General features: G+C 34.4%; 28 protein-coding genes. 11 read left to right on the top strand and 17 right to left on the bottom strand.

Going from position 1 to position 26,181, the window contains the following annotated elements; all coding sequences use genetic code 11:
- Positions 1 to 173: 173 nt before the first annotated feature.
- Both SB689_RS02410 and SB689_RS02405 read right to left on the bottom strand, forming a co-directional pair.
- A complete protein-coding gene (locus tag SB689_RS02410; RefSeq protein WP_410690539.1) occupies positions 174 to 2,474 on the bottom strand; it encodes a glycoside hydrolase family 3 N-terminal domain-containing protein in 2,301 nt (766 codons plus the stop codon).
- An 11-nt stretch (positions 2,475 to 2,485) separates the two neighbouring features.
- Complete coding sequence (locus SB689_RS02405) at positions 2,486 to 4,732, bottom strand: TonB-dependent receptor (protein ID WP_410690538.1); 2,247 nt, start codon at positions 4,730 to 4,732, stop codon at positions 2,486 to 2,488.
- A gap of 616 nt (positions 4,733 to 5,348) precedes the next feature.
- Between SB689_RS02405 and SB689_RS02400 the strand changes: the two genes are divergently transcribed.
- Positions 5,349 to 6,098 (top strand): NUDIX hydrolase, encoded by a 750-nt coding sequence (locus tag SB689_RS02400; RefSeq protein WP_410690536.1) that lies wholly within the window; start codon positions 5,349 to 5,351, stop codon positions 6,096 to 6,098.
- A gap of 223 nt (positions 6,099 to 6,321) precedes the next feature.
- On the opposite strand, the gene SB689_RS02395 is transcribed toward SB689_RS02400, so the two are convergent.
- Together SB689_RS02395 and SB689_RS02390 are read right to left on the bottom strand one after the other, a co-directional pair.
- Entirely contained in the window at positions 6,322 to 6,948 is a 627-nt protein-coding gene (locus SB689_RS02395; RefSeq protein WP_410690535.1) for a CatA-like O-acetyltransferase, read from the bottom strand.
- Between the two features lie 180 nt (positions 6,949 to 7,128).
- The gene (locus SB689_RS02390) at positions 7,129 to 7,566 is read right to left on the bottom strand and encodes a nuclear transport factor 2 family protein (RefSeq protein WP_410690533.1); all 438 of its coding nucleotides are present in this window, start codon (positions 7,564 to 7,566) and stop codon (positions 7,129 to 7,131) included.
- Positions 7,567 to 7,682: 116 nt separating this feature from the next.
- On the opposite strand from SB689_RS02390, the gene SB689_RS02385 reads away from it, so the two are divergent.
- Positions 7,683 to 8,081 (top strand): winged helix-turn-helix transcriptional regulator, encoded by a 399-nt coding sequence (locus tag SB689_RS02385; RefSeq protein WP_410690532.1) that lies wholly within the window; start codon positions 7,683 to 7,685, stop codon positions 8,079 to 8,081.
- A gap of 90 nt (positions 8,082 to 8,171) precedes the next feature.
- On the opposite strand, the gene SB689_RS02380 is transcribed toward SB689_RS02385, so the two are convergent.
- The 5 genes from SB689_RS02380 to SB689_RS02360 all read right to left on the bottom strand — a co-directional run bounded on the left by SB689_RS02380 (position 8,172) and on the right by SB689_RS02360 (position 12,525).
- Positions 8,172 to 8,777, bottom strand: a complete 606-nt coding sequence (locus SB689_RS02380) for an NAD(P)H-dependent oxidoreductase (RefSeq protein WP_410690530.1) — start codon at positions 8,775 to 8,777, stop codon at positions 8,172 to 8,174.
- 29 nt (positions 8,778 to 8,806) lie between these two features.
- Positions 8,807 to 9,928, bottom strand: a complete 1,122-nt coding sequence (locus tag SB689_RS02375; RefSeq protein ID WP_410690529.1) for an aldo/keto reductase — start codon at positions 9,926 to 9,928, stop codon at positions 8,807 to 8,809.
- A gap of 126 nt (positions 9,929 to 10,054) precedes the next feature.
- On the bottom strand, positions 10,055 to 10,921 hold the full coding sequence (locus SB689_RS02370) for a helix-turn-helix domain-containing protein (RefSeq protein ID WP_410690527.1): 867 nt from the start codon (positions 10,919 to 10,921) through the stop codon (positions 10,055 to 10,057).
- Between the two features lie 35 nt (positions 10,922 to 10,956).
- Entirely contained in the window at positions 10,957 to 11,532 is a 576-nt protein-coding gene (locus SB689_RS02365; protein ID WP_410690526.1) for an NAD(P)H-binding protein, read from the bottom strand.
- Positions 11,533 to 11,541: 9 nt separating this feature from the next.
- Positions 11,542 to 12,525, bottom strand: coding sequence for an aldo/keto reductase (locus SB689_RS02360; protein WP_410690525.1), 984 nt, complete (start codon positions 12,523 to 12,525; stop codon positions 11,542 to 11,544).
- Positions 12,526 to 12,762: 237 nt separating this feature from the next.
- Between SB689_RS02360 and SB689_RS02355 the strand changes: the two genes are divergently transcribed.
- From SB689_RS02355 to SB689_RS02345, 3 genes are all read left to right on the top strand, one after another.
- Entirely contained in the window at positions 12,763 to 13,659 is an 897-nt protein-coding gene (locus tag SB689_RS02355; protein ID WP_410690524.1) for a helix-turn-helix domain-containing protein, read from the top strand.
- A gap of 184 nt (positions 13,660 to 13,843) precedes the next feature.
- A complete protein-coding gene (locus SB689_RS02350; RefSeq protein WP_410690522.1) occupies positions 13,844 to 14,827 on the top strand; it encodes an aldo/keto reductase in 984 nt (327 codons plus the stop codon).
- Positions 14,828 to 15,166: 339 nt separating this feature from the next.
- Positions 15,167 to 15,898, top strand: coding sequence for an MBL fold metallo-hydrolase (locus SB689_RS02345; protein ID WP_410690521.1), 732 nt, complete (start codon positions 15,167 to 15,169; stop codon positions 15,896 to 15,898).
- A 13-nt stretch (positions 15,899 to 15,911) separates the two neighbouring features.
- Here the strand turns inward: SB689_RS02345 and SB689_RS02340 are convergent, their stop codons facing one another.
- Positions 15,912 to 16,253 (bottom strand): helix-turn-helix transcriptional regulator, encoded by a 342-nt coding sequence (locus SB689_RS02340; RefSeq protein WP_410690520.1) that lies wholly within the window; start codon positions 16,251 to 16,253, stop codon positions 15,912 to 15,914.
- 674 nt (positions 16,254 to 16,927) lie between these two features.
- Here SB689_RS02340 and SB689_RS02335 point away from each other — a divergent pair.
- Positions 16,928 to 17,365: a PPC domain-containing DNA-binding protein gene (locus SB689_RS02335; RefSeq protein WP_410690519.1), complete on the top strand. Its 438-nt coding sequence runs from the start codon at positions 16,928 to 16,930 to the stop codon at positions 17,363 to 17,365.
- A gap of 88 nt (positions 17,366 to 17,453) precedes the next feature.
- Here SB689_RS02335 and SB689_RS02330 read toward each other — a convergent pair whose 3' ends face one another.
- Positions 17,454 to 18,680: an MFS transporter gene (locus SB689_RS02330; protein WP_410690518.1), complete on the bottom strand. Its 1,227-nt coding sequence runs from the start codon at positions 18,678 to 18,680 to the stop codon at positions 17,454 to 17,456.
- A gap of 169 nt (positions 18,681 to 18,849) precedes the next feature.
- Between SB689_RS02330 and SB689_RS02325 the strand changes: the two genes are divergently transcribed.
- The 4 genes from SB689_RS02325 (at position 18,850) to SB689_RS02310 (ending at position 20,623) form a co-directional block, all read left to right on the top strand.
- Positions 18,850 to 19,440, top strand: coding sequence for a TetR/AcrR family transcriptional regulator (locus SB689_RS02325; RefSeq protein WP_410690517.1), 591 nt, complete (start codon positions 18,850 to 18,852; stop codon positions 19,438 to 19,440).
- A gap of 69 nt (positions 19,441 to 19,509) precedes the next feature.
- Positions 19,510 to 19,968, top strand: a complete 459-nt coding sequence (locus tag SB689_RS02320) for a hypothetical protein (RefSeq protein ID WP_410690516.1) — start codon at positions 19,510 to 19,512, stop codon at positions 19,966 to 19,968.
- A gap of 2 nt (positions 19,969 to 19,970) precedes the next feature.
- Positions 19,971 to 20,273 carry a DUF3817 domain-containing protein gene (locus SB689_RS02315; protein ID WP_410690515.1) on the top strand — a complete coding sequence of 101 codons (303 nt, stop codon included), beginning with the start codon at positions 19,971 to 19,973 and terminating at the stop codon, positions 20,271 to 20,273.
- Positions 20,270 to 20,623 carry a rhodanese-like domain-containing protein gene (locus SB689_RS02310; protein WP_410690514.1) on the top strand — a complete coding sequence of 118 codons (354 nt, stop codon included), beginning with the start codon at positions 20,270 to 20,272 and terminating at the stop codon, positions 20,621 to 20,623. Before SB689_RS02315 ends, SB689_RS02310 begins: the two co-directional genes overlap by 4 nt.
- A gap of 34 nt (positions 20,624 to 20,657) precedes the next feature.
- On the opposite strand, the gene SB689_RS02305 is transcribed toward SB689_RS02310, so the two are convergent.
- The 3 genes from SB689_RS02305 to SB689_RS02295 form a co-directional block, all read right to left on the bottom strand.
- Complete coding sequence (locus tag SB689_RS02305) at positions 20,658 to 21,614, bottom strand: nitrilase family protein (RefSeq protein ID WP_410690513.1); 957 nt, start codon at positions 21,612 to 21,614, stop codon at positions 20,658 to 20,660.
- 61 nt (positions 21,615 to 21,675) lie between these two features.
- Positions 21,676 to 22,479, bottom strand: coding sequence for a DUF6597 domain-containing transcriptional factor (locus SB689_RS02300; RefSeq protein ID WP_410690511.1), 804 nt, complete (start codon positions 22,477 to 22,479; stop codon positions 21,676 to 21,678).
- A 33-nt stretch (positions 22,480 to 22,512) separates the two neighbouring features.
- Positions 22,513 to 23,751, bottom strand: a complete 1,239-nt coding sequence (locus SB689_RS02295) for a Na+/H+ antiporter (protein ID WP_410690510.1) — start codon at positions 23,749 to 23,751, stop codon at positions 22,513 to 22,515.
- 222 nt (positions 23,752 to 23,973) lie between these two features.
- On the opposite strand from SB689_RS02295, the gene SB689_RS02290 reads away from it, so the two are divergent.
- Entirely contained in the window at positions 23,974 to 24,483 is a 510-nt protein-coding gene (locus SB689_RS02290) for a pyridoxamine 5'-phosphate oxidase family protein (protein ID WP_410690508.1), read from the top strand.
- A 55-nt stretch (positions 24,484 to 24,538) separates the two neighbouring features.
- Here SB689_RS02290 and SB689_RS02285 read toward each other — a convergent pair whose 3' ends face one another.
- Genes SB689_RS02285 through SB689_RS02275 form a run of 3 tightly spaced genes read right to left on the bottom strand, consistent with a single transcriptional unit; the run spans position 24,539 to position 26,160 of the window.
- Positions 24,539 to 24,772 (bottom strand): thioredoxin family protein, encoded by a 234-nt coding sequence (locus tag SB689_RS02285; protein WP_410690507.1) that lies wholly within the window; start codon positions 24,770 to 24,772, stop codon positions 24,539 to 24,541.
- 6 nt (positions 24,773 to 24,778) lie between these two features.
- Positions 24,779 to 25,663, bottom strand: coding sequence for a dihydrodipicolinate synthase family protein (locus SB689_RS02280; RefSeq protein ID WP_410690506.1), 885 nt, complete (start codon positions 25,661 to 25,663; stop codon positions 24,779 to 24,781).
- A 41-nt stretch (positions 25,664 to 25,704) separates the two neighbouring features.
- Complete coding sequence (locus SB689_RS02275) at positions 25,705 to 26,160, bottom strand: cupin domain-containing protein (RefSeq protein ID WP_410690505.1); 456 nt, start codon at positions 26,158 to 26,160, stop codon at positions 25,705 to 25,707.
- Positions 26,161 to 26,181 lie beyond the last annotated feature (21 nt).

The following is a 26,181-nucleotide window of genomic DNA, read 5'->3' as shown; positions in this document are numbered from 1 at the left end:
TTAACCACAAAAGACTCAAAACACTTACATTTAAGTAGTTATAAAGTTAAAAGTCATGCTGTTGATAAGTACACTTAAGTTTTTTGAAAACCTTTGATTTTCTTCTTATGTGAACTTTAGTACTTTCGACATTTTAAATTCTTATATTCTTTTGTGGTTTAATTTTTATTGAATTATTTCACGTATTTCTGTGTTCTGGCATCTTTAATAATCCCTGACCAGTTCAGCCCATACCCGAAGTCATAGGCATGACCTTCCGAATCTTTGTAAGGAATCATATCAAACGGAACATCTTCTTTCTGAGTTTCCACTGTTTTCATATCGGCAGGCATCTGAAGTGGCAATAATCCCGATGGCTCATATTTTCCTGCGATAATATCTACTACAGCCTGATTGGAAACATTGAAATTCACTAAAATACCGTCAGAATGTTTTTCAAATTCAGAGAAAATCATTGGCTTTGAAGCGGTCACAGAAACAATGACCGGTTTTCCGTTCATTGCTTTATAAGTATTTTCAATATTCAGTAAATCAGTGAAATTTGTGGCGGTACTTGTCTTATTCCTGAACGTTCTGTCTTTAACCGTTGGTGCCACCACCGCATCTCCTGCCGCAATACTTTTTTCACGGGCATCTGTTGCCGTATAGGTTTGATATTGAAGAGAAATCGGAAGGTATCCGTTTCCGCCATCTTTTACGTCAACATCGCTGTAGCCTCCTTCTTCACTGTGCGGACTTTGAACAAATACGATGGCAAAATCTGCTTTGGTCGGATCATCTGTAACGTTGTAGTGTTTTTTAACAAAATCTAAGTCAACAGGATAATCTAAAGACGGAGCCGTGTACACTCCCCACCAATTGAATGTTGCGGGAGAATATCTCTTCGGAATGTATACCGTTTTGCGTTCTTTAATCGGTAAAACCTGCGCTTTATTTTTAAGCATAACGATAGATTTTACCTGTGCATCGTATCCCGCTTTCATAAACTCAGGATTTCCTACGATCTTTTTGGTTTCTTCCACGTTTACATAAGGATTTTCAAATAATCCGGTTCTAAAAATATTCTTTAACAGACGAACAGCCGATTGCTCGAAGCGTGTACGCATATATTTTTCACCATGTTCTTTTACGCCCATTTGATAGGCTTCCAGAACAGGTCCTTTATCATTATTTCCTCCAAACTGATCAACTCCGGCTTCCAGTACTTTGTAATGACGCTCTGCAATTGACAGTTTTTCAACACCCCAGGGCTTTCCCGCAAAAGTTCCTGGAGTTTTTCCTTCTTCAGCAGTAATCAGCCAGTCGGTACATACAACTCCGTCATAGCCATATTTTCCTCTTAAAAGATCAGTAATTAAATATTTGCTGAATCCATTTCCTACATTTTCACCGTTCTTGGTATCCTGGTTAAAGCTGATTGTATAGTAAGGCATTACTGCAGATGCTTCTTTGGTTCCGCCATTTAATTTAAAAGCTCCTTCTGTAAAGGGTTTCACATGATTTTGGAAATTATTTCCCGGATAAACGGCATATTTTCCCATGGCCCAGTGACCGTCACGACCTCCTTCTTCAGGACCACCACCCGGCCAGTGTTTTACCATTGCATTAACGCTTTTGTAACCCCAGCCATTTTTAATCACATCTTTTCCAAAAGAAGTCTGGAAACCATCGATATAACCTCTTGCTAAATCAGTAGTCAATTCAGGGCTTTCGCTGAAAACGTAAGCAATTCTGTACCAGCGAGGTTCTGTCCCTAAATCGATTTGCGGAGATAAGGCGGTAGAAATTCCCAACGCCCGGTATTCCTGGGCAGCAATATTTCCGAATTTTCTGACCAGTTCAGGATCAAAAGTAGCTCCCATGGCCAATCCATCCGGCCAAAGAGAAATTTGCCCGCCTGCCCCTTCATTAAATTCAGCAGTAACAGAAGCAGAATGCCTCGGATCAGTACTGTTATTGGATGGAATTCCAAGTCCCAGACCTTCAATATAAGACTGTAAATTGTTATTCCATTTTGCAGCGACTTCCGGTGACTGTAAAGTGGTTACCAGAACATGGCGAAGATTGTCATCTTTTAAAAATTTCTTTTGCTGATCGGTAAGATCCCATGGATTGGCACCGCTTTCGCTGAAAAACTTGCCATTGTATTTTCCCGCTCTGAAACCTTCAGACGGAGCCGGAACTGCCTGGTGAGCACTGTAAAGCATCAAGCCGGCGATCTGTTCAACAGACATTTTGGAAGCCAGATCTTTTGCTCTTTCTTCTACAGACAAACGCCAGTCTTCATACTTGTCGAGTTTTCCGTTTTTATTTAAATCCTTAAATTTCTTTCCTGCAACTTCAAGAATTTTCACTCCCGATTCTTCGGAATATCCTAAAACGGGTCCGCTGTTGTTTTTTATCTGATGAATATTTTGTGCAGAAACCGAGATTCCCAAACACAAAACTGCAATACTTAAAACTGTCTTTTTCATTGTTCTTCCTGTTAAAAATTAAAGCTTACTGAAAACTGTCCTGTCAGCGGCATAATGTATGTTCCTGTCAATAGTTTTCCGTAATATGGACTGGCATCTGTAATTAATTCAGCACCGTTGATGGTACCACTTGCTCCCCTTTGGTTCAGGAAGTTGATCACTGTTGCGCCAAGGTTGATATTTTTGTTAACCGTATAACTTACCCCACCGAAAGTTTCCCATCTTGGAGCGAAGTATAAGGCGTTGGTAAGGTTGGCATACTGTTTTGAGAAATATCTGAAGCTCGCCCAGAATCTCCATTTGTCAACGGTATAACTAGGGTCGATTTCCATTAAAACTTTAGCGACTCCCAAAACATTGTTGTCGTTGTAATCGTAATCTGTTCCGAATGCGTTGAAATTGAACTTCTTATATACAGGATTCTGTAATGTAATCAGATAATGAAGATTAAATCCTTTAAATGGTTTTAACACAAAATCTGTCGTCCATCCGATTGTCTGGATATCATAGTAAACAGTAACGTTCTGAGCCTGTGTCGTATTGGCTGGATTAACTAAATTATATCGGTTAAGGTTATTATTCTTTTTAAGGTAAGTAGCCTGAGAAATCAACTGAATGTAATCTGTGTTCCAGAAAACTCCCAATGCTCCGAGTGGGCTTTTAATTTTGTTTGTATTGGGCTCAAAAGCCTGAGAATAACTTTCCAGTCTTCTGTTTTCTTCCGTATACAGTAAATTGGCAATTACTCCGAAATTTTTGCTGATATTATAGGTTGCATTTAAGCTACCATTAATCTGGAAAAAGCTTTGACTGATATGATTAAACTGGCTTGGATCTGTAAAATTGAAGCCTACTGTTCTCGGAGTTAAAGAATATTCTCCGTCTATGATATGATTTTTCAAATGTAAGCCATAGCTCAGATTAAAGTTGTCTGATACTTTCCACTCATCGGTTGCATATACTGAAAGTTTATTTTCGGTTCCGCTGTGAAATTCACCTCCTGCATTATAGTTATAAAAGCCATCTGCATCAGTTGCTGGCCCAATCAGTCTTTGTGGCTGTGGCTCAACAGTCTGAAAAAAGAAAGATCTGTTGGATGTGAATTTATCAATGTTATAATATTGTTCTAAAATTCCCACCGTTACGTTGTGATTTCCTACTTGTTTATTTAATGAAAATCTTCCTGCAATATTGGTGATCGGAGTTGCCGGCGTGTGCATTGCCAGCTGGGTACCAACAGCTCCGGAATATGACTGTCCCGTAGAAGCTATCGTATAACCCGCAGATGGATCCGCATTGAAAATACTTAAAGGAATAATATTGGATGATTTTGCAGTGGCAAAGTGGGCTCTTGTTGAGAATTTGAAATTCCAGCCATTATTTAGCATGTAATTCCCTAAAATATCGATGTTGTGAGACGTATTTCTGTTGTCGTTTCCGGCCATGTTTGCCCAATATGTTTCTCCAGACAGAATATCTTTCATTTTGATTTTTCCGTCGTTTACAACATACGAATCTCTTCCGATCCTGAAATTGTCAAGCTCAGTCACTTTTCCGTTTTCCCCATACTGAAAAACTGCGTAGTTTCCTACATTATAAGAATCTGCATATTTATATAGAATTGAGATCTTTCCTTTATCATTATTAAAATATTTCGTAACCCCTGCTCTGAAGATTTTCGTCTCGTCTACATTTCTTGCAAAACCAAGTTTGAAAGTGCTTGGATCATAGTTTGCAAAAGCCCCCACGGTATAGGTCCAGCCGTTTTTAGAAATGGGTCCTGAGGCATTTACATCTCCCTGAAGCCATCCGAAAGTACTTGTGGTGAATTTTCCTTTCAGTTTAAAATCCTTTGTTCCTGTCTGAGAATAAGAATTAACGGCAAAACCAAGATCCCCCATGGTATTAGCCAGCTGATCCATTTTCAGCAGTCCAGTTTTCTCCAGACCTACACTTTGTCTCCATGTTTTATTGGGAAGTTCTGGCCAGAAAAAATAGACTGCGGGAAGGTCGTTTTCAAGGATGGTAATTCCGCCGACTGTGGATGGAAGTCCGATATTTACGTCTCTCGGGCTGGTGTTGTTAGCGGCATTCAGCATTACGTTTCTGTTATTATCTTCTTTTGAATTGCTGGTTTTTATTTTTTCCTGCAATTTCACAGAATCCTGTACGGTAATGTTATCTTTCTGCGCAAAAGTAAGGTTTGAACAGAAAAGAGCAATGCCCAGTGCTGAAATTTTTAATGTTGATTTTCTCATTGTTTAGTTTCTATAATTTCTTCTGTTAGTTTCTTTTTTATCTTTTAAATATTTGAATTTCAGTATTTTAAATTATTTTCATTCAAATATTTAAAACATAGAAATATCCTGCACTCAAATTTTATTTGAATGGATTTTGCAATCATTAAAAATCAGTACCGGATTTTTTAAACTAATACAGCCACTTTATTCATCTACATCTGCCTAAGAATGAGAATAATGATGCTTTGTAACATCTATTTTCATTCAGCTATTATAGTTGATCAGAGATCTACTTGTACTGAAGAATGGATACTCTCAGGGAAGAGTATTTTCGAAGTAATTTTCATTTTCTTAGTGTTGTTTTCTTATTGCTTCATTACGAAGCATTACAATACTACATTTTCTGATTCGATTTACCAAAAAAATATTAAGAAAATTTAATATCGACTTTAACTAACTGATATTTAATTAAATAAGTGTATTTTTACTTGCATGATTTCATTGATTCTTAGTGAAACAATGATTAGTGAAGTCTTAAATTTTCCCCAAAATTTGCTTCAAGAATGCGTTTTCGGGGTTGTCTCAAAATTTTTATTACTAAATTTGTGATATTACGTTTTTTCATACAATACAAATGGATTCCAAACAGCAACTTTTAGATAAATCAAACGAAGCCAGAGAACTTTTTCTTCCTCATATATCCGCAGATCCTGTGATTTTTGGGTTTGAACAGAACGAGTTAAAGGTTTTACTGATCAAAATGAATTACCGAAAACAATGGCTGCTGCCGGGAGGTTATGTGAGAAAAGATGAAGATCTGGATGAAGCTGTGGAAAGAATTTTAAGAGACAGAGCCGGTGTAACGGGCGTTTATCTTGAAGAGTTCGGGGTTTTTGGAAAGAAAAACAGAAGCGAATTTTATTTTGAAGATTTTGATGAAACGCTTTTTCACAAACAAAGATTTATCTCTATTGGATATTACGCCTTGTACAATCCTACAAAGTTGAATCCTATTCCTGATGAATTTAGTGAGAAGGTTGAGTGGATTTATTTAAGTCAATTATCAGAAATTGAATTGGCGATGGATCACCGTGAGATCGTAGAAAAAGCATTAATGACTTTACGCGAAAAAATCTCAACAAAGCCTATCGGATATAATCTTTTACCTGAAAAATTTACTCTTTCTGAATTGCAGAAATTATATGAAGCGATTTTAGGGAAAGAACTAAACCGTGGAAATTTTTACAGAAAAATAAAAAATCTTGGAATTTTAAATAAATTGGAAGAACAAAGACGCGGAGGCGCTCATAAATCTCCTGATTTGTATTCTTTTGATGAAGAAAATTACGAAAAAGCGTTGGAAAATGGGTTGAGTAATTGGTAGGTTTTAGGTTGGAAGTATGAAGATGGATGATGGAAGTTATCTTTGTTGTGTATATTAACCACAAAAGTTATAAAAGCTTTATATATTTTTTAGTTTAAAATAATGCTAAAAAAGAAGAACACAAAAGCTTTTAAAAATCTTTGATTTTCATTTTGTGAACTTTAAAATCTTTAACTTCAAGATTGGTCTTTTGTGACTTTTGTGGTTAATTTTTTTCTTCAGTTTATATATCAAGCTGTCTTTGGAACTCTTCCAAATATCTTGCAATATGAATTCCGTCTGCTAAACCGTGATGTGCTTCAATAGAAACAGGCAAGAATTTTTTAACATCACGAATACTGAATTTTCCGAAAGTAATTTTTGGTACAGATTCCGTTTTATCTAAAGGAGTCGGATGAAGTAAAGCGCTGAAAGAATTCCATGGAATGGTGGAATGTCTGATTAAATCTTTGCCCAATTCTCCGTTATTCATTCTGATTCCTGTTGTATTTTGTACTCCTTCTATTTCGCTTTGTAATTCTTCATTAAAGACATTAAAATCTTTAGAAAAATGGATGAACGCAAAACCAAAAGTCCCGTCTGCTCTGCCAATCGTTGTTCCGGCATGAATATCATCAAATTCTACAACTTTACCATCGAGGATTCTTAATCTTAATTCATATACAGAATTTACGGCAACCATTGATTTGTGCAGGTATGAGGCAAAAAAGGAATGTCCCTCATCTTTAGCTTTTTGAAATGCTTTTGTACAATCTACCTCAGTTGTAAATCCAAAATATGGACTTGTCATTCTTGAGAAAAATTCGAAATGTTCTTTTCTGTTCCAGTTTTCTACATCTATTATCTTCATTATGTCTTCATTTTTACTTGCTGCAAATTTCAGGAAGTTTTCTGATTTTAAAAAATTGTAGGAACAGAAAATTGTATTATATAATTACAATTATTAGAAATTTCCTGATTTTTAATCATAAAAAAAGAGAGCATTGAGCTCTCCATTATTTATAAAATAGGTTTGAAAAAATTAATACTTTTAAGAAATGGATCTCGATTCCAGAATTATGAAATAAGCAATACGTTCCTTTATCAGCCATTTTCCGTTTAGATATACATATTGGTCGTCATATTTTACACTGTAATCTGTTAAAACATCTTTTCCTTCGACTTCTCTGATCATTTTTATTTGTGAAAAAGAAATACCTGTAGCAGTATCAGCGTTGATTTTCACTGTGTGTTGTCCGTTTAAAGTAAAATAAGTTTTTACCTGCGATGCATGAGTGTTAAAATCACTTTCCATATTTTCTCTTCCAGAAACACTGGATACTAAATTTCCATTCATATAAACATTGTATGAAAGATCAGGTGTAAATAAATCCATCACTTTCGATATCTTTTTCTCGTCACCTAAATAAGCATAATCATCGATCAGGTTTCTTAATTCTTCTTTGATTTTTACAATTTCTAATGTCATAATTTTATTGTTTTAATTAATATTTTTTGTAATTATTACATGACAAAATTATATTATATTTGCTTACATTTTATTAGTAGTTACTAAAAGGTTAGTTGCTAATATAAATCTAACTTATGAAAGAATCGCAAGAAAATCAAATAGATAGCAAAGCGTTTACAGAAGAATGTAACACTGTTTTAATGGCAGTTTCGGATGCATTATATGTAATTGGTGGCAAATGGAAACTAATGATCATCATTGCAATGGCGAGAGGAAACAAACGTTTTACCGAAATTCAGAGACAGGTAAGCGGAATTTCAGCAAGAGTTCTTTCAAGCGAGCTTAAAGAATTGGAGCTTAACGGATTTATCATTAAAAAAGTAGAAGTTGGCTATCCCGTAAGTATTGAATATGAGCTACTACCCTACAGTCAAACGCTGGAAGAATTGGTTGGAGCTATGACAAGATGGGGAATGCAGCACCGCGAGAAAATTAAAAGTGAAATGTCTTCAGTAAAATTAAAAAAACAATAAAAAACCTCGCAATTTTATGATTGCAAGGTCTTATTACGGTTTGATTATCAAGAGTTTAAAATACCTCAGCTTTTCAAAAGTTGATCATCTTTAAATTCCAAAAACCTTGACTAAATGTGCAGGATAATTCTCCAAATCTTTAGCAATATCTCCATCTTTGAAAATATCAAAACAATTATAATCCGGAACAACCTCAACCCCACAGAAACGGTAATTGCTGGTAATGTGCAATAAATAATCCTGCGTACTTATTCCTTGAAATAGCTGTTGATTAACATCATTGAAGTTCACTGACGGAGCGTTCCAAGTGCTACAGACCATAAACTTTTTACCCTGCATTTTTCCACCTGTTCCATATTGTTTTGTTGGGTCTTCCCTGGTTCTACCATCGCCAGAAAGGAATTTTGCGCTATACAATCCACTATTGAAAACCTCATCTACATATTTTTTGTAAATCCAGGGAGCGCCGAACCAATTGATGGGTGTTTGCAAGATAATAATATCTGCTTGTAAATGTTTTTCTACTTCTTCGTCTGCATTATAACCGTTCTCAACTTTTGTTTCTACAATTTCAAAACCTTTTGATGTGAAAAATTCTTTTGCTTTTTGATTGAAAGCATCATTTAAAAGGCCTTCTGACCAATTAGGATATGTTAAATGGGTATTGATTAACAGTACTTTTTTCGTTTGATTCATTTTTGATTTTATTTAAATATTTTTAATAACTACTCACAAATTGCCATTTGCATTGCATTCATTCTGCCACCGTATACTTTTAGTTTTAAATATTCTGTTTCTAATTCCTGCAAGTCAGCATTGGTGAGTTGAATATGTAATGCTCCCAAATTTTCATTTAAATGAGGGATGTTTCTTGTTCCCGGAATAGGAATAATAAATGGTTTTTGAGCAAGCAACCAAGCTAAAGCGATTTGTGAAGCAGTCGCATTTTTCCTGGATGCAAAATCATTAAGCAAATTAACGATAGGCATATTCAATGCTAAGTTTTCAGGACTAAAACGGTCGAAAGTTTTGCGTAAATCCAGCTTTTCGTCGAAATGACTTTGAGCATTTAATTTTCCAGTTAAATAACCCATTCCAACAGGTCCCCAAGGAACAAAACCAATTCCCAGTTCTTCACAAATGGCTAAAACTCCGTTTTTTTCAACAGTTCTTTCCATAAAAGAATATTCGGTTTGAATAGCCGAAATCGGCTGAACTGTATGTGCTCTGCGAATGGTTGATACCTTAGCTTCCGACAAACCAAAATGCAACACTTTTCCTTCTCTAATCAAATCTTTTACTGCTCCGGCTACCTCTTCAATTGGCACATTCGGGTCAACTCTATGCTGATATAAAAGATCTATGCGGTCGGTTTTTAAACGGATCAAAGATTCTTCAACTACTTTTTTAATATGTTCAGGACGACTGTTTAATCCGCCTTTTTCGAGGTCAAAGCCAAATTTTGTAGCAATAGAAACTTTGTTTCTCATGGGTAATAAAGCTTTACCTACCAGTTTTTCGTTGGCATGTAATCCATAAACTTCGGCTGTGTCAAAAAAGGTTACTCCATTTTCATAAGCTGTACGAATCGTTTTTATGCCATCTTCAATTTTTGCCCCTGCCCCATAATTTGCAGTAATGCTCATACAGCCTGCGCCTAAAGCTGAAACTTCTAACGTACCCAATTTTCTTTTAGTCATTGTATCCTCTTTTTTATCCATATTATTTTCAAGGGGCTCATTTACTGATGCAGACAATATATTCGGAGCTAACATTAATCCAAGTCCTGCCATTGCTGTTTGCTGAATAAATTTCCGTCTTGAATTTTCATTATTACTGTTTTTCATTTTATCCTATTTTGTACTGAACAAATGTAGAAACGAATAAAATTTTTAACAGAGACAGATTACCAATAAAAAAGATACAAATTACTGATACAAAAAACGCCTCTTGTGAAGGCGTTTATGATAAGTTTACTCTTTATTAATGCGTTGTAAACGATACTCTTTGGGACTTAATCCCACTTGTTTTTTAAAGAACTTCGAAAAGTAATTGGGATATTCAAAGCCTAATTCATATGCAACTTCAGTGGTATTCATTTCAGCGTTTTGTTCCAGTAATTCTTTTGCTTTTCTAATGATGAAGTCGTGAATATTTTCAAGTGCCGATCTTTGAGTATAATGTTTAATGATATCTCCTAAATAATTAGCCGTTAATCCCAGCGCATCTGCAAAATACTGAACATTGGGAAGCTGTTTTATGGGCTGATTGTAATACTCTATCAAACTCTGCTGAAAATCGGTCACAATTCGGTTGTATTGTTTAGGATCGGTTGAAAACTGTCTCTTATAAAAAGCTTCTACCAATGAAATTAAAACATTCACATAAGACAATAAAACACCAAAATGCTTTTTTTCGCTTTTATAATATTTAAATAGCAATCTGAAAACAGCACTTATTTCATCAACTTCCTCTTCTGTTAAATACAGCGCTTCATGCTGTCCGTAATCTAAGTACGTTTTAAATAAAAATCTATTTTGATCAATGACTTTTTTAGAAAGCTGAAGATACATTCCTGTATACGTAGGTTCGGCATCCCAACCCGGTGCTATAACCAGATCTGGACTATTGAAAAACACTGCGGTAATGGGCTCTGCAAAAGGTGTTGCTTTACGCTTGAATTTAATCTTAATAGATATTCTGTAAAAATCAACCATCACAGGATCGGATCCCAATATGATATTTGGAGGATCATAATATCCAACATCAATATCTTCATTCAAAGGTTCAGACATTCCCATGAATCTATTATATGATGCAAAATCTTTAAAAACTTTCATTACGTAAATATATCAAATTGAATTGTCAAAAAGATTTAATTGGGTTTACTAATTCCCAAGTTTTCATTGATATACAAATTCGGATAATTAATCAATTTTGAAACAAAATCTGCAATGCTTTTTCTTGAAATGGCGGAACCAATTTCAGGTGAGCCTTTAATCGTGGTTTCGTAATCAACCTCATCTACATTGGTGAACCAATCGGGTCTTAAAATGGTGTAATTCAATCCTGAATTTTCAATAATATCCGCCAATTTTCTGTAAGGAACCAAAACAGGTCTCAACGGAACATTGTAAATCCCAATAGAGCTGATCCCAATGATTCTCTTTACCTTCTCTTCCTGCATAGCCAGTACGATGTTGTTCGTCATTGTCTCCAAATCGCCATCGAGGTTGATGTAAACAATGTCCTTTCCTTTTACGGCGTTTTTGATATCAATGAAATTCAATGCATCTCCTTCTATAATTTCACAATCATCCGAAAGGTCTTTGGAAAGTCTGTTTTTGTTTCTTACGAATAAGGTTAATTCAATATTTTCTAAAGGTTTTACCGCCTCGACAACGTATTTTGCGAGGCTTCCGGTGGCTCCTATGATAAGTACTTTTTTCATTTAAAATTTTTATTTTCCTACTCTGTTTTGAAGATGCTGAGGATATCTTTCACCTAAAATGGTAATTTTTGAAGCGGTTTCTTCAATTTGATGTAAATCTTCCTGAGTTAATTCAACGTTTGTTGCCCCAATATTTTCCTGCAAACGATGAATTTTTGTAGTTCCAGGAATTGGAGCAATGAAAGGTTTTTGAGCTAATAACCAAGCCAGAGCAATCTGTGCAGGAGTTGCTTCTTTTTCTTTCGCAATATTTTGAAGAAGATCTACCAATGCCTGATTCGCTTTTCTATTCTCTTCCGAAAATCTAGGAACAATGTTTCTGAAATCATCCTTATCAAATTTTGTCTGATCATTAATAGCTCCGGTTAAAAATCCTTTTCCCAGCGGACTGAATGGTACGAAACCAATTCCGAGTTCTTCCAAAGTTGGAATAATCTCTTTTTCAGTTTCACGGAAAAACAATGAATATTCGCTCTGCAAAGCAGCAACCGGCTGAACTGCATGTGCTTTTTTAATGGTTTCAACACCAGCTTCCGATAATCCCCAATGTCTGATTTTCCCTTCTTTTATCAAGTCCTGAATTGTTCCTGCAACGTCTTCGATGGGAACATTCGGGTCAACTCTGTGCTGATAGAATAAATCGATATAATCAGTCTGTAAAAATCGCAATGAGTTTTCTGCAACCTGACGGATTCTTTCCGGACGGCTGTCTAAACCTTTGGTAGCATCACCTCCCTCAAATCCAAATTTTGTAGCAATTACTACCTTTTCACGGAATGATTGAACGGCTTTTCCTAATAACGATTCGTTTCCTCCCTGACTGTAAGCTTCTGCAGTGTCAAAAAATGTCACTCCTGAATCGTATGCATTTCTTATTAAGTTAATGGCTTCTTTTTCGTCAGTTGCAGGGCCGTAACCAAAAGTTAATCCCATGCATCCTAATCCTAATTCGGAAACTTCTAATCCTTGGTTTCCTAATGTTCTTGTTTTCATATTTTTATTTATAAATGATTAATGATAAGTGATAAATGATGAGCAGCTTTGAATCGCAAAAAGATTCATGATTTACAAAATATAAGTTCTAATTTTCTCTCTCTGCAAATTTCAGAAGATAAAACAACGATAACTTTATACAGATTACTGTATTTGTTACCAAAATTACTGATTGAGGTTTTTGGATGATTATCAACGTCTTATAATATGTAAATTTGTATTATCAAAACGAAGAGAATGGAAAAGATTGCAAAAATTGACAGTGTAGATGTTTATAATAAATTAAGAGGAGTGGAAACTTTGAATCCTTTGATTAGTATAATTGATATGTCTAAAGCGACAGCCATGCCTGCCCAAACTTTAAATTTTGGAGTTTATGCCGTTTTCCTGAAAGAATTAAAGTGTGGAGAGTTAAAATATGGGCGTGATTATTACGATTATCAGGAAGGAACTTTAGTTTTCATCTCACCCGGACAGGTAATCGGTGTACAGCCAAAAGTTACCAAATTTGAACCGAAAGGCTGGGCTTTGATTTTCCATTCTGATCTTATAAAAGGAACGTTGTTAGGAAAGCATATTCAGGATTATTCGTTCTTTTCTTATGAATCCAATGAAGCGTTACATCTTTCAGAGAAGGAAAAGCATATTGTGACGGATTGTTTTGAGAAAATTCAGGATGAATTAGCACAAAATATTGATAAACACAGCAAAACTTTAATTGCTTCTAATTTAGAACTGTTTCTGAATTACTGTACCCGATTCTACGACCGTCAATTTATCACAAGAGATAATGTCAACAAAGGAATTTTAGAACGTTTTGAAACTGTTTTAAATGAATATTTCTCTTCTGATAAACCTCAGACGGTCGGATTACCTACTGTGGCTTGGTGTGCGGAAGAACTCAATTTGTCTGCTAATTATTTTGGAGATCTTATTAAAAAAGAAACAGGAATTTCACCTCAGGAATATATTCAAACGAAAGTTATTGATGTCGCGAAAGATAAAATTTTTGATATTGATCAGTCGATTAGTCAGATTGCGTATAATTTAGGTTTTAAATATCCGCAGCATTTTACAAGACTTTTCAAACAAAAAGTTGGAATGTCTCCTATTGAATACAGGAATTTAAACTAATTTGAATAATTATTTACCATACTTTTGTTATTCTGCAAGAAAATCCTTTTGATGATATTAAACATGCAAGAAAAATTTTCTCAGTCTAAACATGCAAGAAAAATTTTCTCAGTCTAAACAGAAAGAAAATAATCAAGGCTTTATAGCTAAAAATATTAATCATCATTAATAATTAGATAAAAACATGGAATACAGGAAGTTAGGGAACAGCGATTTAGAAGTTTCGGCAATCACTTTTGGAGCTTGGGCTGCAGGAGGTTGGATGTGGGGAAGCACAGACAGAAACGAAGCGATTGAGGCCATCAAGGCATCGTATGAAGTTGGGGTAACCTCTATTGATACGGCTCCGATTTATGGACAGGGAGTCAGTGAAGAAATTGTGGGTGAAGCCATCAAAGGATTTTCAAGAGATAAAGTTCAGATTTTAACTAAATTTGGGATGCGTTGGGATCTTGCAAAAGGAGATTTTGCGATGAACAGCTACAAGAATAACGGAGATGCTATCGACGTTTACAAATATGCAGGAAAAGAAAGCATTATTTATGAATGCGAGCAGAGTTTAAAAAGATTAGGAACAGATTATATTGATTTGTATCAAATTCACTGGCCAGATTCTACAACGCCTATTGATGAAACTTTTGAAGCTGTTTCAAAGTTGATCGAACAAGGAAAAGTACGTCATGCTGGGGTTTGTAACTACAACGCTTCACAAATGGCAGAAGCAGAAAAAACGTTGAATTTGGTTTCAAATCAAATTCCGTTCAGTATGGTAAACCGAGGAATTGAAGCAGAAACAGTTCCTTATTGCATTAAAAATAACAAATCTATTTTGGCATACAGTCCATTGGAAAGAGGTTTGTTGACGGGAAAAATTCATTCTAATTATAAATTCAAGGATGGAGATCACAGAGCGAATCTTGCTCATTTTCAACCAGAATTCGTAGCAAAAACAAATGTTCTTTTAGATAAAATAAAACCGATTGGAGAAGCGCATAACGCAAGTTTAGGGCAGTTGGTTTTACGTTGGACGATCGAAAGACCGGGAATTACGATTGCTTTGGCAGGAGCTAGAAATGCTGAACAGGCTGTTCAAAATGCTGAAGCAATTAATATCAAATTAAGCGCAGAAGAATTGAAAATAATTGATGATCTGGTGAATGCTTTTTGAAACGTTGAAAATTAAAGTAGACTATTATTTTTCGTAAGAATTTAGAACATAGTTTACAATAAAGGCTTCGACTTCGCTCAACCTGACAGTGGATAATATTGAGAATAGTATTAGCGTTGTCAGGCTAAGCGGAGTCGAAGCCTTCTTAATGAATATCCTAGAATTTTTATCGAAGATAAAATCCTTGCGCCTTAAAAACAGTATTCTAACTTTATTTGCGCCTTTGCGATTTTCCAACAATACAGTATTATTTTACTAGCATAATTAATCGCTTTTACCGATGATTTATATCGAAAAAAAACGTTTTCCAGATTAATAAATAATCAGGAAATTTGTACCATGAAGATCGTACCACTAAAAGAAGGAAATTTTTCGGCAAGTAAAACTAAAGACTTTACGCTTTTAACAGAAGAAAATTTTGAAACAGTTGGAGGAATAAAAATGTCTATTCAGCCTTTTTTAATTATTACCGAAAATGATTACATCCTTTTAGACACCGGTATCGGATGGAAAAATGAAACAGAAAAAACTGTCATTTCTGAAATTTTTGAACGGGAAAATATTACGCATCATCAGATCACAAAAGTTTTGCTTTCGCATCTTCACAAAGATCATATTGACGGGATTATAACGAACACAGAAAATGGTTACGAGGCCACTTTTCCCAATGCAGAAATCTACATTCAAAAGCGCGAACTTGATTTTGCAATGGAAAATAAAGGCAATCATTCTTTTGATTTCGGCATCTTAGAAAAGCTTATTAAACTGCCAAATATCGTCTGGATGAACGATGATCAAGGACAAATAAATGAAGAGATTTCTTTTGAAGTTGTTGGCGGTCATACTCCATTCATGCAGGTTTTTTGGATCAAAGAAAATGGAGAAACTGTTTTTTACGGAGCAGATGATCTTCCGCAGGAATCTTATCTAAAATATCACGTTGCCTACAAAAGTGATTTTGATGGCAAAAAAGCAAGTGAATTGAGACAAAAATGGGAGAAAGAAGCCAAAGAAAACCATTGGAAAGTATTATTCTACCATGATTTAGATAAAGCTATTGTTGAATTTTAATTAAAAAAATGGTTTAAATATCATTAAACCATTTATAAATATCTAATTCCGAAGGAATATTCAGTTTTTTTCTTATTCTGTTTTTTCGGTTCTGAATTGCTTTTGGCGTGACATAAGTGTATGTCGCAATTTCTTTAGTTGTAAGATTAAGTTTTAAGTAAATACAAAAAATAAGTTCCGAATTTTTGAGATTAGGCTGTATCAAAGATATTTTGTCAAAAAAATCTGGATATGCCAATCTGAATTTATTTAACAAACGGGGCGAATTTTCTTTAGCTAATGCAATGATTTCGTCTTGAGCTAAGAATTTTTGATTTAAATCTTCTAGTTTGAACTCAGGTTTTTCGTTTTTCATAATAATTTTCTCATCTCTACAGTACTTTCTGTTGCCGGTGTGCTTATGATTTTAAAGTTCCGCGTCAGAATTTAGTTTCTCATTTTAGTTGTACTTCAATCGTTAATCTTAATAAAAATTAGGAATTGAAGTCCATTAACAATGTTTTTTTAATTCAATTTTAAATAAAGCTATTTTTTTTGTCTTGATATAATTTTCTTAATATTTACATTTGTGTTTGAAATTATTCTTAAAAAAGTAATCAAAACAAAGAATTTATAATTGTCGACAAAGAAAGAAAAAATGATTAAAATTTTCCTGAATTGAAATACCACATACATACCACGCGACACCATTAGACCGTCTAATTTTACTGTTTTTTATCAAGTTTTCTAAAATCGATTTTATTTTAATTGTTAATGATCAAATATATCAGATTCTACTATTGACTTTTTATGACCTTAATCAATGTTTTTCTGTTATTTCAAATTTAATTTTAATCCTTAAAAACGCCGAAACCGATACTTTGTGGTACTTGTGTGGTATTATTTTTGGTTATTATTGATCAAAATTATTCTTTCTTTATTTTTTGATAGAGAACTTTGATTGTATTAGACGTGAAAAAGGAATTAATGATATCCTAAAGATTGATAATAGAAAAATTTTTATTAAAACTATCAAAAACAGTTAATATTATGAATGTCAATTTTTTTGAAGGTAATTTGTGGACTGCGAGGAAAATAGAAAATACATATGTTGTAAGGTTGAAAAATCTTACAGACATTATAGACGGATTGACTGACTTTGCCCTTGATCAAAAAATTAATCACGGAAAAATAAAAGGGATCGGAATGTTATCAGACATTACGTTGAACTTTTTTAATCCTTCAAAAATGAAAAATTTCAATATAAAATTTGAAGAAACGATAAGTTTTTCAGACATCTTTGGAACTGTTTCTGAAATCGACGGAACTCCAATATTTCATCTTGAAACTACCTTGAAAAGAGAAGACTACACCACTTTAGCCGGACATCTTTTGGACGCCAGAATAATCGGTATCAATGAATTCTTTTTTTACCCTTTAGAAACGGAAATTATTCAGTTTAAAAGTGAAATATTTGGTTTTAATTAATTTCATTAAAATATGATTTCTCCTTTAAAATTTAAAACAAAAAAGACCACTCTAAAATGAGTGGTCTTCTATAATTTAATTAAAATATTTACTTCAATCTATTTTTAGAAATTCGAATGCTATACATTGTAATTAAAACAGTTACGAGAAGGAATAAAGCTCCGATCCACGGCGTGCTTTCTATTCCTAATGCTGAAGTTACAATCAAACCTCCTGAGTATGAACCAATAGCAATTCCAATATTAAAAGCTGCAATATTGATTCCTGAAGCTACATCTTCTGTCCCAGGCAATTCTTTTTCTGCGATCTGAACGACCAGAAGTTGCAATCCGGGAACGGTAGCAAATGATAATGCTCCTAAAAAGAAAAGCGTAATGATACTCAAAACCGGACTGTTTACTGTGAAATAAAACGCCAATAAAACCAATCCTTGTGCTGCAAACATCCAAAGTAATACTTTCAATGGATTTTTGTTGGCTACTTTCCCGCCGATTAAATTTCCTAATGCAATCGCAATTCCGTAAATCAATAAAATAATCGTTACGACTGATTCTTTAAATCCTGTAATCTCCTGTAAAATAGGTGATAAATACGTAAACACCACAAAAGTTCCACCGTATCCCATTGCGGTCATTAAAAAAGCAAAAATCAGACGTCTGTTGGTTAAAACTTTTAATTGTTGTTTTAAAGATGCCGTTTTTCCTTTCTGTAAATTTTTCGGAACCAAAAGAATACTTGCTACTAACCCGATTATTCCTAAAATTGCGACTCCGATAAAAGTGGCTCTCCATCCAAAATGTTGCCCGATAAAAGTTCCCAGCGGAACACCAGTTACAATCGCCATCGTTAATCCTGCAAACATGATGGATATTGCCGTTGCTCTTTTTTCCTCAGGAACTAGAGAAGCTGCAATTGTAGATCCGATGGAAAAATAAACCCCGTGAGCAAATCCTGTTAAGATTCTCGCCATTATTAAAGTGATAAATCCGGGAGCGATAGAAGCTAACCCATTTCCGATAACAAAAAGCAACATGATTGCGATTAATAAAGCTTTTCGTGGTACTTTTCCTGTTAAAGCCGTTAAAATAGGAGCTCCAATAGCAACTCCAATGGCATATAAGCTTACCAACAATCCGGCTGATGGAATGGAAATATTCAGGTCACTGGCAACGGTTGGAAGCAATCCTACAATAACAAATTCTGTCGTTCCGATTCCGAAAGCGCTTATCGTTAGTGCCCAAAGTGCTGCGGGCAATTTTTTCTTTTTTATGATTTGAGAATCAGGATTGATATTAATCTCATTTTGATAATTCATTGTGAATGTTTTAATGATTTTGACAGTACAAATTTCCGATGATTTATTGTATTATAAAAATTATATAAATAGTAGTTAATTATCATTAAAATGATAGTTTGGATTTCAAATTACATTTGAAATCACCAAAAAAAGTTGTTCCTTTGTATAAAATACAAGTCAGTATCTTATGAAAAAATCGGAAGCAACCCGTTTAAATATTCTACGAAAAGCCTTTGAATTAATCTATGAAAAAGGTTATCAAACCACTAGTGTAGATGAAATTATTGCGACCACTCAGGTTACAAAAGGGGCTTTTTATTATCATTTTAAAACTAAAGATGAGATGGGTTTGGCGATCATCAATGAGCTGATGAGATCTACTTTTCAGGATACTTTTATTGATCCTTTTCAATCTTCAGAGAATCCCTTAGACACGATTTATGATCTGATGGAAAATATTCTGATGAAAAATGAATTTTTAAAAGTTGAATACGGCTGCCCCACTTCCAATTTTACACAGGAAATGGCTCCCTGGAATATTGAATTTACCAAAGCACTGAATAAGCTTTCTTCAGAATGGGAAAACGCAATGATTGAAGCTATTGAAAAAGGAAAAGAAAATGGAGAGGTAAATCAGGATGTTAATGCAAAAGGAGTTGCTGTTTTTGTGATGTCCGGATACTGGGGAATAAGAAATTTGGGAAAATTAGAAAATTCAAAATCAATTTATCTTGTTTATTTAAAGCAACTTAAGTCTTATTTTGATTCATTAAGATAATTTTTTATTAAAAAACATACCAATTAGTATGTTTTTGTTTTACCTTTGCTACATCTTAAAAATGAAAAGATGTACCAAACACTTACTTTTTTGCATTCTACATTTCGTTGGCTGGTTTTATTAAGCCTTATTTCCTCCTTATATATCGCTTACAAAGGGTATTTTTCTAATAATAAATTTTCAAAAACAGACGATTCGGTAAGACATTGGACGGCAACTATAGCCCATGTTCAATTAATTTTAGGAATCACTTTATATTCTCAAAGCCCTATCGTTAAATACTTTTGGAACAACTTCAGCACTGCAAAAGAATCTTTTGATCTCTTATTTTTCGGATTGATTCACATTTTTCTCATGTTATTTTCTATTGTCTTAATTACGATCGGCTCGGCATTAACGAAAAGAAAAGAAACCGATAAAGAAAAATTTAAAACCATGTTAATCTGGTATACGATTGCCTTGATCATTATTTTCATAGCCATTCCGTGGCCGTTTTCTCCATTTGCTAACAGACCTTATTTCAGATAATTATGATAAATTTATTTAAAACAAAAATCGGACGATTAAGAATTCTTGCTATTTTGGAAGGAATCTCTTTATTAACCTTAGTATTCATCGCAGTTCCATTAAAATACGGAATGGAAAATCCTGCTTTAGTTAAAATGATGGGACCTATTCATGGAACTCTATTTCTGCTTTTTCTTTTCAATACGCTGAGTGTAGGTGTAGAGCAACATTGGAAGTTTAAAGAGACAACCTGGAAGATACTTTTGGCGTGTTTTATTCCGTTTGGAACATTTTATATTGATTATAAAATATTAAGCAAATTATGAGAAACCTATTAATTTTTTGCGGAATTGTTCTTACCGTGTATGTTGTTTATCGCATTTACAGATACCAAACGTTGGAGAATGGCTTAGATAAGCTAATTAAAAACGGAGCCGTCATTTTAGATGTAAGAACAGAAAAAGAATATGCAATGGGACATATCGATGGATCTTTGAACATTTCTTTAGGAGAGATCAGAGAAAGATATGTAGAGCTGGATTCAAATAAAACTTATATCACCGTCTGTTCACACGGACTCAGAAGTGTAAAAGTTGAACATATTCTTAAAGAAAAAGGCTTTAAAAAGGTTTACAATGGTGGCGCTTGGAGTGATTTAGAAAAGAGCTTAAAGTAAATTTTAAGCTCTTTCGATATAAATAATGTATTTTTTAATTATTCTTAGAATCAATCCAAACCACCTTTTGCTCAGACAAATGATCCATCCCAATAATATCTTTATATAATTCAGGTCTTCGAGCTTGAATATATCGATATCCGCCAGCCTGGGTAAGTTTTTCAGGAGTAATGACGGCGGTTTCAAAGCTATCATCAAATGAGCGGCATTCTGCAATGATGTCGCCAAAAGGATCAATGATCATCGAGCAGCCATTTTTCAGTTGATCGTCATCCATTCCGATAGGATTTGAAAATATAACATAAGCTGCATTATCATAAGCTCTCGAAGGAAGCCATTTCATCAGCCAGTCTCTTCCTTTCATTCCATCAAATTCTAAACGTAAAGAGGTTGGGTCTGCTACTCTATTTCCCCAGAGTTTTGGATCAACAAAACCTGCGCCCGGCCTTGTGGAAGGCGTACACATCGTAACGTGAGGCATAAAAATAATATCTGCTCCCAACAATTTTGTAGCTCTTACATTTTCAATAATATTATTGTCGTAACAGATCAGAATGCCGCATTTCCAGCCATGAATTTCAAAAATGCAGTATTCATTTCCTGGCGTAAGATTGGGATTGATAAATGGATGTAGTTTTCTATATTTTGTAACTAATCCTGTTTTATCTACACAAACATAGGCTTTGAAGAGATTATCATTTTCATCCTTTTCAAAAAGACCTGCTAAAATGGTAATGTTATAATTCTCCGCGATTTCTTTTAGTTTTTGAATACTTTTTCCATCTGGAATAAGCTCTGCAACATCCAGAAGTTGTTCTCTATTGAGTTTTCTGGCAAATGTATATCCCGTGATTGAACATTCGTGAAAAGCAATAACATGAGAACCTTTAGAAGCTGCTTCTCCGGAAAGTTTTTCTATTACGGAAAGATTGTAGTCTTTATCACCACTTTTATTTTCAAATTGTGCTGTTGAAATTTTAAGATTGATCATCTTTTTTTTCTACAAATTTATGATAGCCAAAGATCTAAAAATTGTAAAAAACCGACATCAATTATTTTGAATGAAGCTCTATGAAATTTACCGCCAATTTATTTTCTGTTTTTAAATATTCACTTGGTGTAAGTCCAATATTATTTTTAAATTCTTTGATAAGATGAGATTGGTCTGTGTAGCCTGCATTGTAAGAAAGACCTGTAATGTTTTCTTCATTATTATTTGTCTTCATTAAGCTTAGAAAATAATGAAGACGCGCAATATTGCTGTATTTTTTGGGAGATAATCCCATATACCGTTGAAATTTCCTTTCAATCTGACGTTCAGAATACCCTGTGAAATGTTCCAATTCTTTTGACGTGACAATGCCTTTATTCTGAATAATATATTGTTGAGTTGCCTGTATAAGTTCATAATCTGAATTGATTATTTTAGACAAAAACTTTGTGAAATAAATATTTAAATCATTGATAATTAACTTAGGATCAGTTTTATAAAAAAGCTGTTCCTGAAAAATCTGCATTTCATTTTTTAAAACATCTTCCACAGACACAATCTGATTTTGAACTTCTTTTGCTGAAATTTTAAGTAAAATATTCAAAAAATAAGGTTGAAAAACAACAGCCATTAAAGAAAACGAACCATTAGCAACAAGATCTTTATATTGAGTTAATTGTCCGTAAAAAAATGAAAGCGGAAGTTGATCTCCGGAAAGATCTTGTAGATTAATATTAGCAGACAAAATAAGTCCCGTATTACCATCTGTAAACAGTCTTAATTTCTTTATATCTTCCTCAGAATTTTCCAGGAAAATATAATGTTTAATGTAAGATGCTAAATGTTTCGGCGGAGAAATCTGCATAGATCAAAATTAGGCAAAATAGATTTAATCAGTTTATGATTTGAACTTTTTAACGATCCACGGTAAAGTCAAGCCCTGCCCCAATAAGGAAATTAAAACAACCACAACAGACAGAAAAATGATCTCATTGCGCATAGGAAACGGTTCGCCATTCTCTAATGTTGCAGGGATACCAATAGCAATTGCCAGAGAGACAATTCCCCGCATTCCCGACCATGTAATGATAAAACTTGTTTTAGAATCAAACAAGGCTTCTTCACTAATTTTACGTTTTCCCTGAAAAGCTTTCTGAAGATTAAATTGTTGCAGATAAACACGCGCCATTCTGATCAATAAAGTTACTAAAACGATAATTGCAGAATAACCTGCAAGCGTCCAGACTTGTGCCTGAGGCATTTTCTTTAAGATAATAGGAAATTCCAGTCCGATCAATAAAAAGATCAAACCATTCAGTAAAAAAATAATAATGTCCCAGAAATTACGGGATTGGTCTTTCACGTGATCTGGGAATTTGTTTCGACTCAATTTTGACATTCCTAATCCTAAAATAACGACCGCAATCACTCCGGAAACTTTAAAATGTTCCGCAATAAGATATGTCACAAAAGGCATTAATAAAATCAAACTGTTGACTACCATCGCATCAGAACGGAAGAATCTAATCGTGAGTAATAATGCTTTAAAAACAACCCAACCCACCAAAAAACCGCCTCCCAAAACCATCAGAAATTCTAAAGATGCTTTCCAGGTTACAAAGGCTATTCCGGTTACGGCAGCTATTGCGAAACGGTAGGCAACCAATGCTGAAGCATCATTAATCAAACTTTCACCCTCCAATATGGTTACGGTTTTATGAGGGAGTCCGAGCCCTTTTGTGACTCCAACTGCGGCGACAGCATCTGTCGCAGAAAGAATTGAACCTAATACAAACGCCAACGGCCAAGTCATTCCGGGAATTAAATAATGCGCCAAAACCGCAATTCCTGCTGTTGTTATAAATACCAATCCGATCGCTAATGTCCCGATGGTATTCATATTGGTTTTAAAATCCTGAAAAGAAATATTAAAAGCCGCATCATACAGCAAAGGTGGCAGAAAAAGAAGCATAATAATTTCCGGATTCATCTCTATTTCCGGCATTGCAGGAATAAAACCGATTAAAATTCCGACAACCAGAAGAAGCATCGGTACAGGAATTTTGATTTTTCCCGCAAAACCAGACACTCCGATCATCAGAGCCATAATCATTAAAATAACTGCATAATTTTCCATTAATCTTCTTTTTTAATTGCTGTTGTTTGTTAAGAGTAACGAATAACCCCATAATCATTACTTTAAAAATAGTAAAAAAAATATAATGGAATTTTTATTCAAATATAAATGAGTTTGATTTTTTTTGGTCAGGTTTTTGAATTGATAATTAATATCAATTTATTGTTTAATACTAATTGATTTTATTCTTATTTAAAACTAAATCACTTAAAATATTATATTATGTCAACAGAAAATCTTACACATCTAGAAGCAATTAAGAAAATCAAAGAACTGTCCGAAAGTGCAAAATTTTGTATGTTTTGTACCGAATTGGAAACTCTTCCTATCAATTCACGACCGATGGGTTTACAGGAAACCGATGATGAAGGGAATCTTTGGTTCATCAGCAGTGATGACAGCAACAAAAATTTTGAAATAAAAGAAGACCGAAGAGTTCAGCTATTTTTCATGAATAATAGTGACTATCAATATCTTTCTGTATTCGGAGAAGCAACTGTTTACAAAGATAAAGCAACTATTGAAGACAAATGGTCGTCTATGGCCAACGCATGGTTTGAAGATGGAAAAGATGATCCCAAAGTTTCAATTATTCGTGTAGAACCAACGGAAACCTATTATTGGGACACAAAAGTTGGAAAACTCGTAAGTCTCTTTAGTTTCGTAGCTGCAGCCGTTACAGGAAAAACAACGGATAATTCCGATGGCGTGGAAGGAAATGCAACTGTATAGTTTATAATTTTTAATATTAAAATAGGCTGCCTTTTTATGAGGCAGCCTATTCTTTTTACTTTTTAACATCTTCCATTGATGCTCCAAAATTGATGTGCAATACATTACCATTTGGAGTAACCAAAGCCGGAACAGATTGTACACCTGCATTTTCAGCGTCGAAAATTTTATCTCTAAATTCTCCTAAATGAACAACTTCTACATTTTCGGCTCCAATAAGATTAATAATGTCGTGTTCTGCACTCACACATACAGGACAACCTGCATGATAAAAAACTGATTTTTTCATTTTTGACTAATTTTTAAGGGTTTTAATAATATTTTTTAATTCTTCTGTTTCACTTTCTGTTAGAGGTTTCAAAGGACTTCTTAGATTTCCTCCTTCTTCACCTAAAATATTTAATCCTGCTTTTATGGCTCTTGGAAGCCCTTTTGCTACGATGAATTTTAATAATTCAACTTGTTGATAAAAAAGATCCTGCGCTTCGTGAAGCTGATTATTTTCAATGGCATTGTACAAACCAATATTCAATTCCGGAATAAGATTCGGAGCGGCAGTACACCAACCTCTTGCTCCCGCAGAAAAGGCCGCCAAAGCTAATGGATTTGATCCATTATAAAATGCGACGTCTTCTCCCAATTCTTTTCTCAGATAATGCATTCTCTGGATATCTCCCGTGCTTTCTTTGATCATCGTCACGTTGGGAATTTCCAATAATCTTTTTAATAAATTCGGAGACATATCTACTCCACCCGTTGCCGGATTATTGTAAGCCATAATCGGGATTGAAATTTTACGGGCAACAGCATCATAATGCGTAAGGATCTCATCATCTGTCAATTTCCAATAGCTCATCGGGATGATCATTACGGCATCGGCTCCGGCTTTTTCTGCAAATTGAGCGTGATGGATAGTTTTTTCAGTCGTAAGATTAGACACGCCAACCAATGTTGGAATTCTGCCATTAACCTGTTGTATGGTGGCTTCGGTTACGGCTTCTTTTTCTTCATCAGAGAGATACGGTAAAACTCCCGTGCTCCCTAATGGAGCAATTCCATGGTTTCCTGAAACAACCAATCTTTCAACCAACTTTTTGAACAACGGAATATCAACTTTCTCCTCCTTATCAAAAGGCGTGATCGGATACGCTATGATCCCTTTAAATGGAACATCTTTCATGTAATTTTGATTTTTAATTTTAATTTTAATTATTATTTCATTTAAAGGTCTCTGCCTTCTTCTTCTCTTAATGCAACGCCCAAATTCTGTAATTGAGGGGCATTTTCGCAGGCGATATATTTTGCAGATTCTGTTTCACTAAGGTTCTGATGCTTATGCCAAGCCCAAGAGGGAATATAAACGGCATCACCAGCCTTCCATTCTACTTTTTCACCCTCAACTTCTGTCCAGCCCTTTCCTTCGATGACGTATAAAACGGTTTCGTAGGTGTGACGGTGTTTGTTGGTTTGCTGTCCCGGCAATAAACCTCCGATGGTCATGCTTACATTTTTACTTGGAAGATCAACAAAGAACACAGGATGTTTTCTTTCTGTTGAAAATTGATTGTGCTCGCCTTCATTCTCTACGTTTTTGTGAATTAAATGAGTTGGTTTTACATACTTTGGTCTTGCAAAAGTTTCGTGGAAATCTTTTGAACTGAATTGTTTAGTGTCCATAATTTTTAAATATTTAATTGT

The organism is Chryseobacterium sp. SIMBA_038 (assembly GCF_046535115.1).
Classification (GTDB): domain Bacteria; phylum Bacteroidota; class Bacteroidia; order Flavobacteriales; family Weeksellaceae; genus Chryseobacterium.
This window is presented reverse-complemented; position numbering and strand designations above follow the sequence as displayed.

Bases quoted from the DNA above. Each gene is read 5' to 3' on its own strand.
- SB689_RS02410 (WP_410690539.1), bottom strand. From the start codon at position 2,474: ATGAAAAAGACAGTTTTAAGTATTGCAGTTTTGTGTTTGGGAATCTCG.
- SB689_RS02405 (WP_410690538.1), bottom strand. From the start codon at position 4,732: ATGAGAAAATCAACATTAAAAATTTCAGCACTGGGCATTGCTCTTTTC.
- SB689_RS02400 (WP_410690536.1), top strand. From the start codon at position 5,349: ATGGATTCCAAACAGCAACTTTTAGATAAATCAAACGAAGCCAGAGAA.
- SB689_RS02395 (WP_410690535.1), bottom strand. From the start codon at position 6,948: ATGAAGATAATAGATGTAGAAAACTGGAACAGAAAAGAACATTTCGAA.
- SB689_RS02390 (WP_410690533.1), bottom strand. From the start codon at position 7,566: ATGACATTAGAAATTGTAAAAATCAAAGAAGAATTAAGAAACCTGATC.
- SB689_RS02385 (WP_410690532.1), top strand. From the start codon at position 7,683: ATGAAAGAATCGCAAGAAAATCAAATAGATAGCAAAGCGTTTACAGAA.
- SB689_RS02380 (WP_410690530.1), bottom strand. From the start codon at position 8,777: ATGAATCAAACGAAAAAAGTACTGTTAATCAATACCCATTTAACATAT.
- SB689_RS02375 (WP_410690529.1), bottom strand. From the start codon at position 9,928: ATGAAAAACAGTAATAATGAAAATTCAAGACGGAAATTTATTCAGCAA.
- SB689_RS02370 (WP_410690527.1), bottom strand. From the start codon at position 10,921: ATGAAAGTTTTTAAAGATTTTGCATCATATAATAGATTCATGGGAATG.
- SB689_RS02365 (WP_410690526.1), bottom strand. From the start codon at position 11,532: ATGAAAAAAGTACTTATCATAGGAGCCACCGGAAGCCTCGCAAAATAC.
- SB689_RS02360 (WP_410690525.1), bottom strand. From the start codon at position 12,525: ATGAAAACAAGAACATTAGGAAACCAAGGATTAGAAGTTTCCGAATTA.
- SB689_RS02355 (WP_410690524.1), top strand. From the start codon at position 12,763: ATGGAAAAGATTGCAAAAATTGACAGTGTAGATGTTTATAATAAATTA.
- SB689_RS02350 (WP_410690522.1), top strand. From the start codon at position 13,844: ATGGAATACAGGAAGTTAGGGAACAGCGATTTAGAAGTTTCGGCAATC.
- SB689_RS02345 (WP_410690521.1), top strand. From the start codon at position 15,167: ATGAAGATCGTACCACTAAAAGAAGGAAATTTTTCGGCAAGTAAAACT.
- SB689_RS02340 (WP_410690520.1), bottom strand. From the start codon at position 16,253: ATGAAAAACGAAAAACCTGAGTTCAAACTAGAAGATTTAAATCAAAAA.
- SB689_RS02335 (WP_410690519.1), top strand. From the start codon at position 16,928: ATGAATGTCAATTTTTTTGAAGGTAATTTGTGGACTGCGAGGAAAATA.
- SB689_RS02330 (WP_410690518.1), bottom strand. From the start codon at position 18,680: ATGAATTATCAAAATGAGATTAATATCAATCCTGATTCTCAAATCATA.
- SB689_RS02325 (WP_410690517.1), top strand. From the start codon at position 18,850: ATGAAAAAATCGGAAGCAACCCGTTTAAATATTCTACGAAAAGCCTTT.
- SB689_RS02320 (WP_410690516.1), top strand. From the start codon at position 19,510: ATGTACCAAACACTTACTTTTTTGCATTCTACATTTCGTTGGCTGGTT.
- SB689_RS02315 (WP_410690515.1), top strand. From the start codon at position 19,971: ATGATAAATTTATTTAAAACAAAAATCGGACGATTAAGAATTCTTGCT.
- SB689_RS02310 (WP_410690514.1), top strand. From the start codon at position 20,270: ATGAGAAACCTATTAATTTTTTGCGGAATTGTTCTTACCGTGTATGTT.
- SB689_RS02305 (WP_410690513.1), bottom strand. From the start codon at position 21,614: ATGATCAATCTTAAAATTTCAACAGCACAATTTGAAAATAAAAGTGGT.
- SB689_RS02300 (WP_410690511.1), bottom strand. From the start codon at position 22,479: ATGCAGATTTCTCCGCCGAAACATTTAGCATCTTACATTAAACATTAT.
- SB689_RS02295 (WP_410690510.1), bottom strand. From the start codon at position 23,751: ATGGAAAATTATGCAGTTATTTTAATGATTATGGCTCTGATGATCGGA.
- SB689_RS02290 (WP_410690508.1), top strand. From the start codon at position 23,974: ATGTCAACAGAAAATCTTACACATCTAGAAGCAATTAAGAAAATCAAA.
- SB689_RS02285 (WP_410690507.1), bottom strand. From the start codon at position 24,772: ATGAAAAAATCAGTTTTTTATCATGCAGGTTGTCCTGTATGTGTGAGT.
- SB689_RS02280 (WP_410690506.1), bottom strand. From the start codon at position 25,663: ATGAAAGATGTTCCATTTAAAGGGATCATAGCGTATCCGATCACGCCT.
- SB689_RS02275 (WP_410690505.1), bottom strand. From the start codon at position 26,160: ATGGACACTAAACAATTCAGTTCAAAAGATTTCCACGAAACTTTTGCA.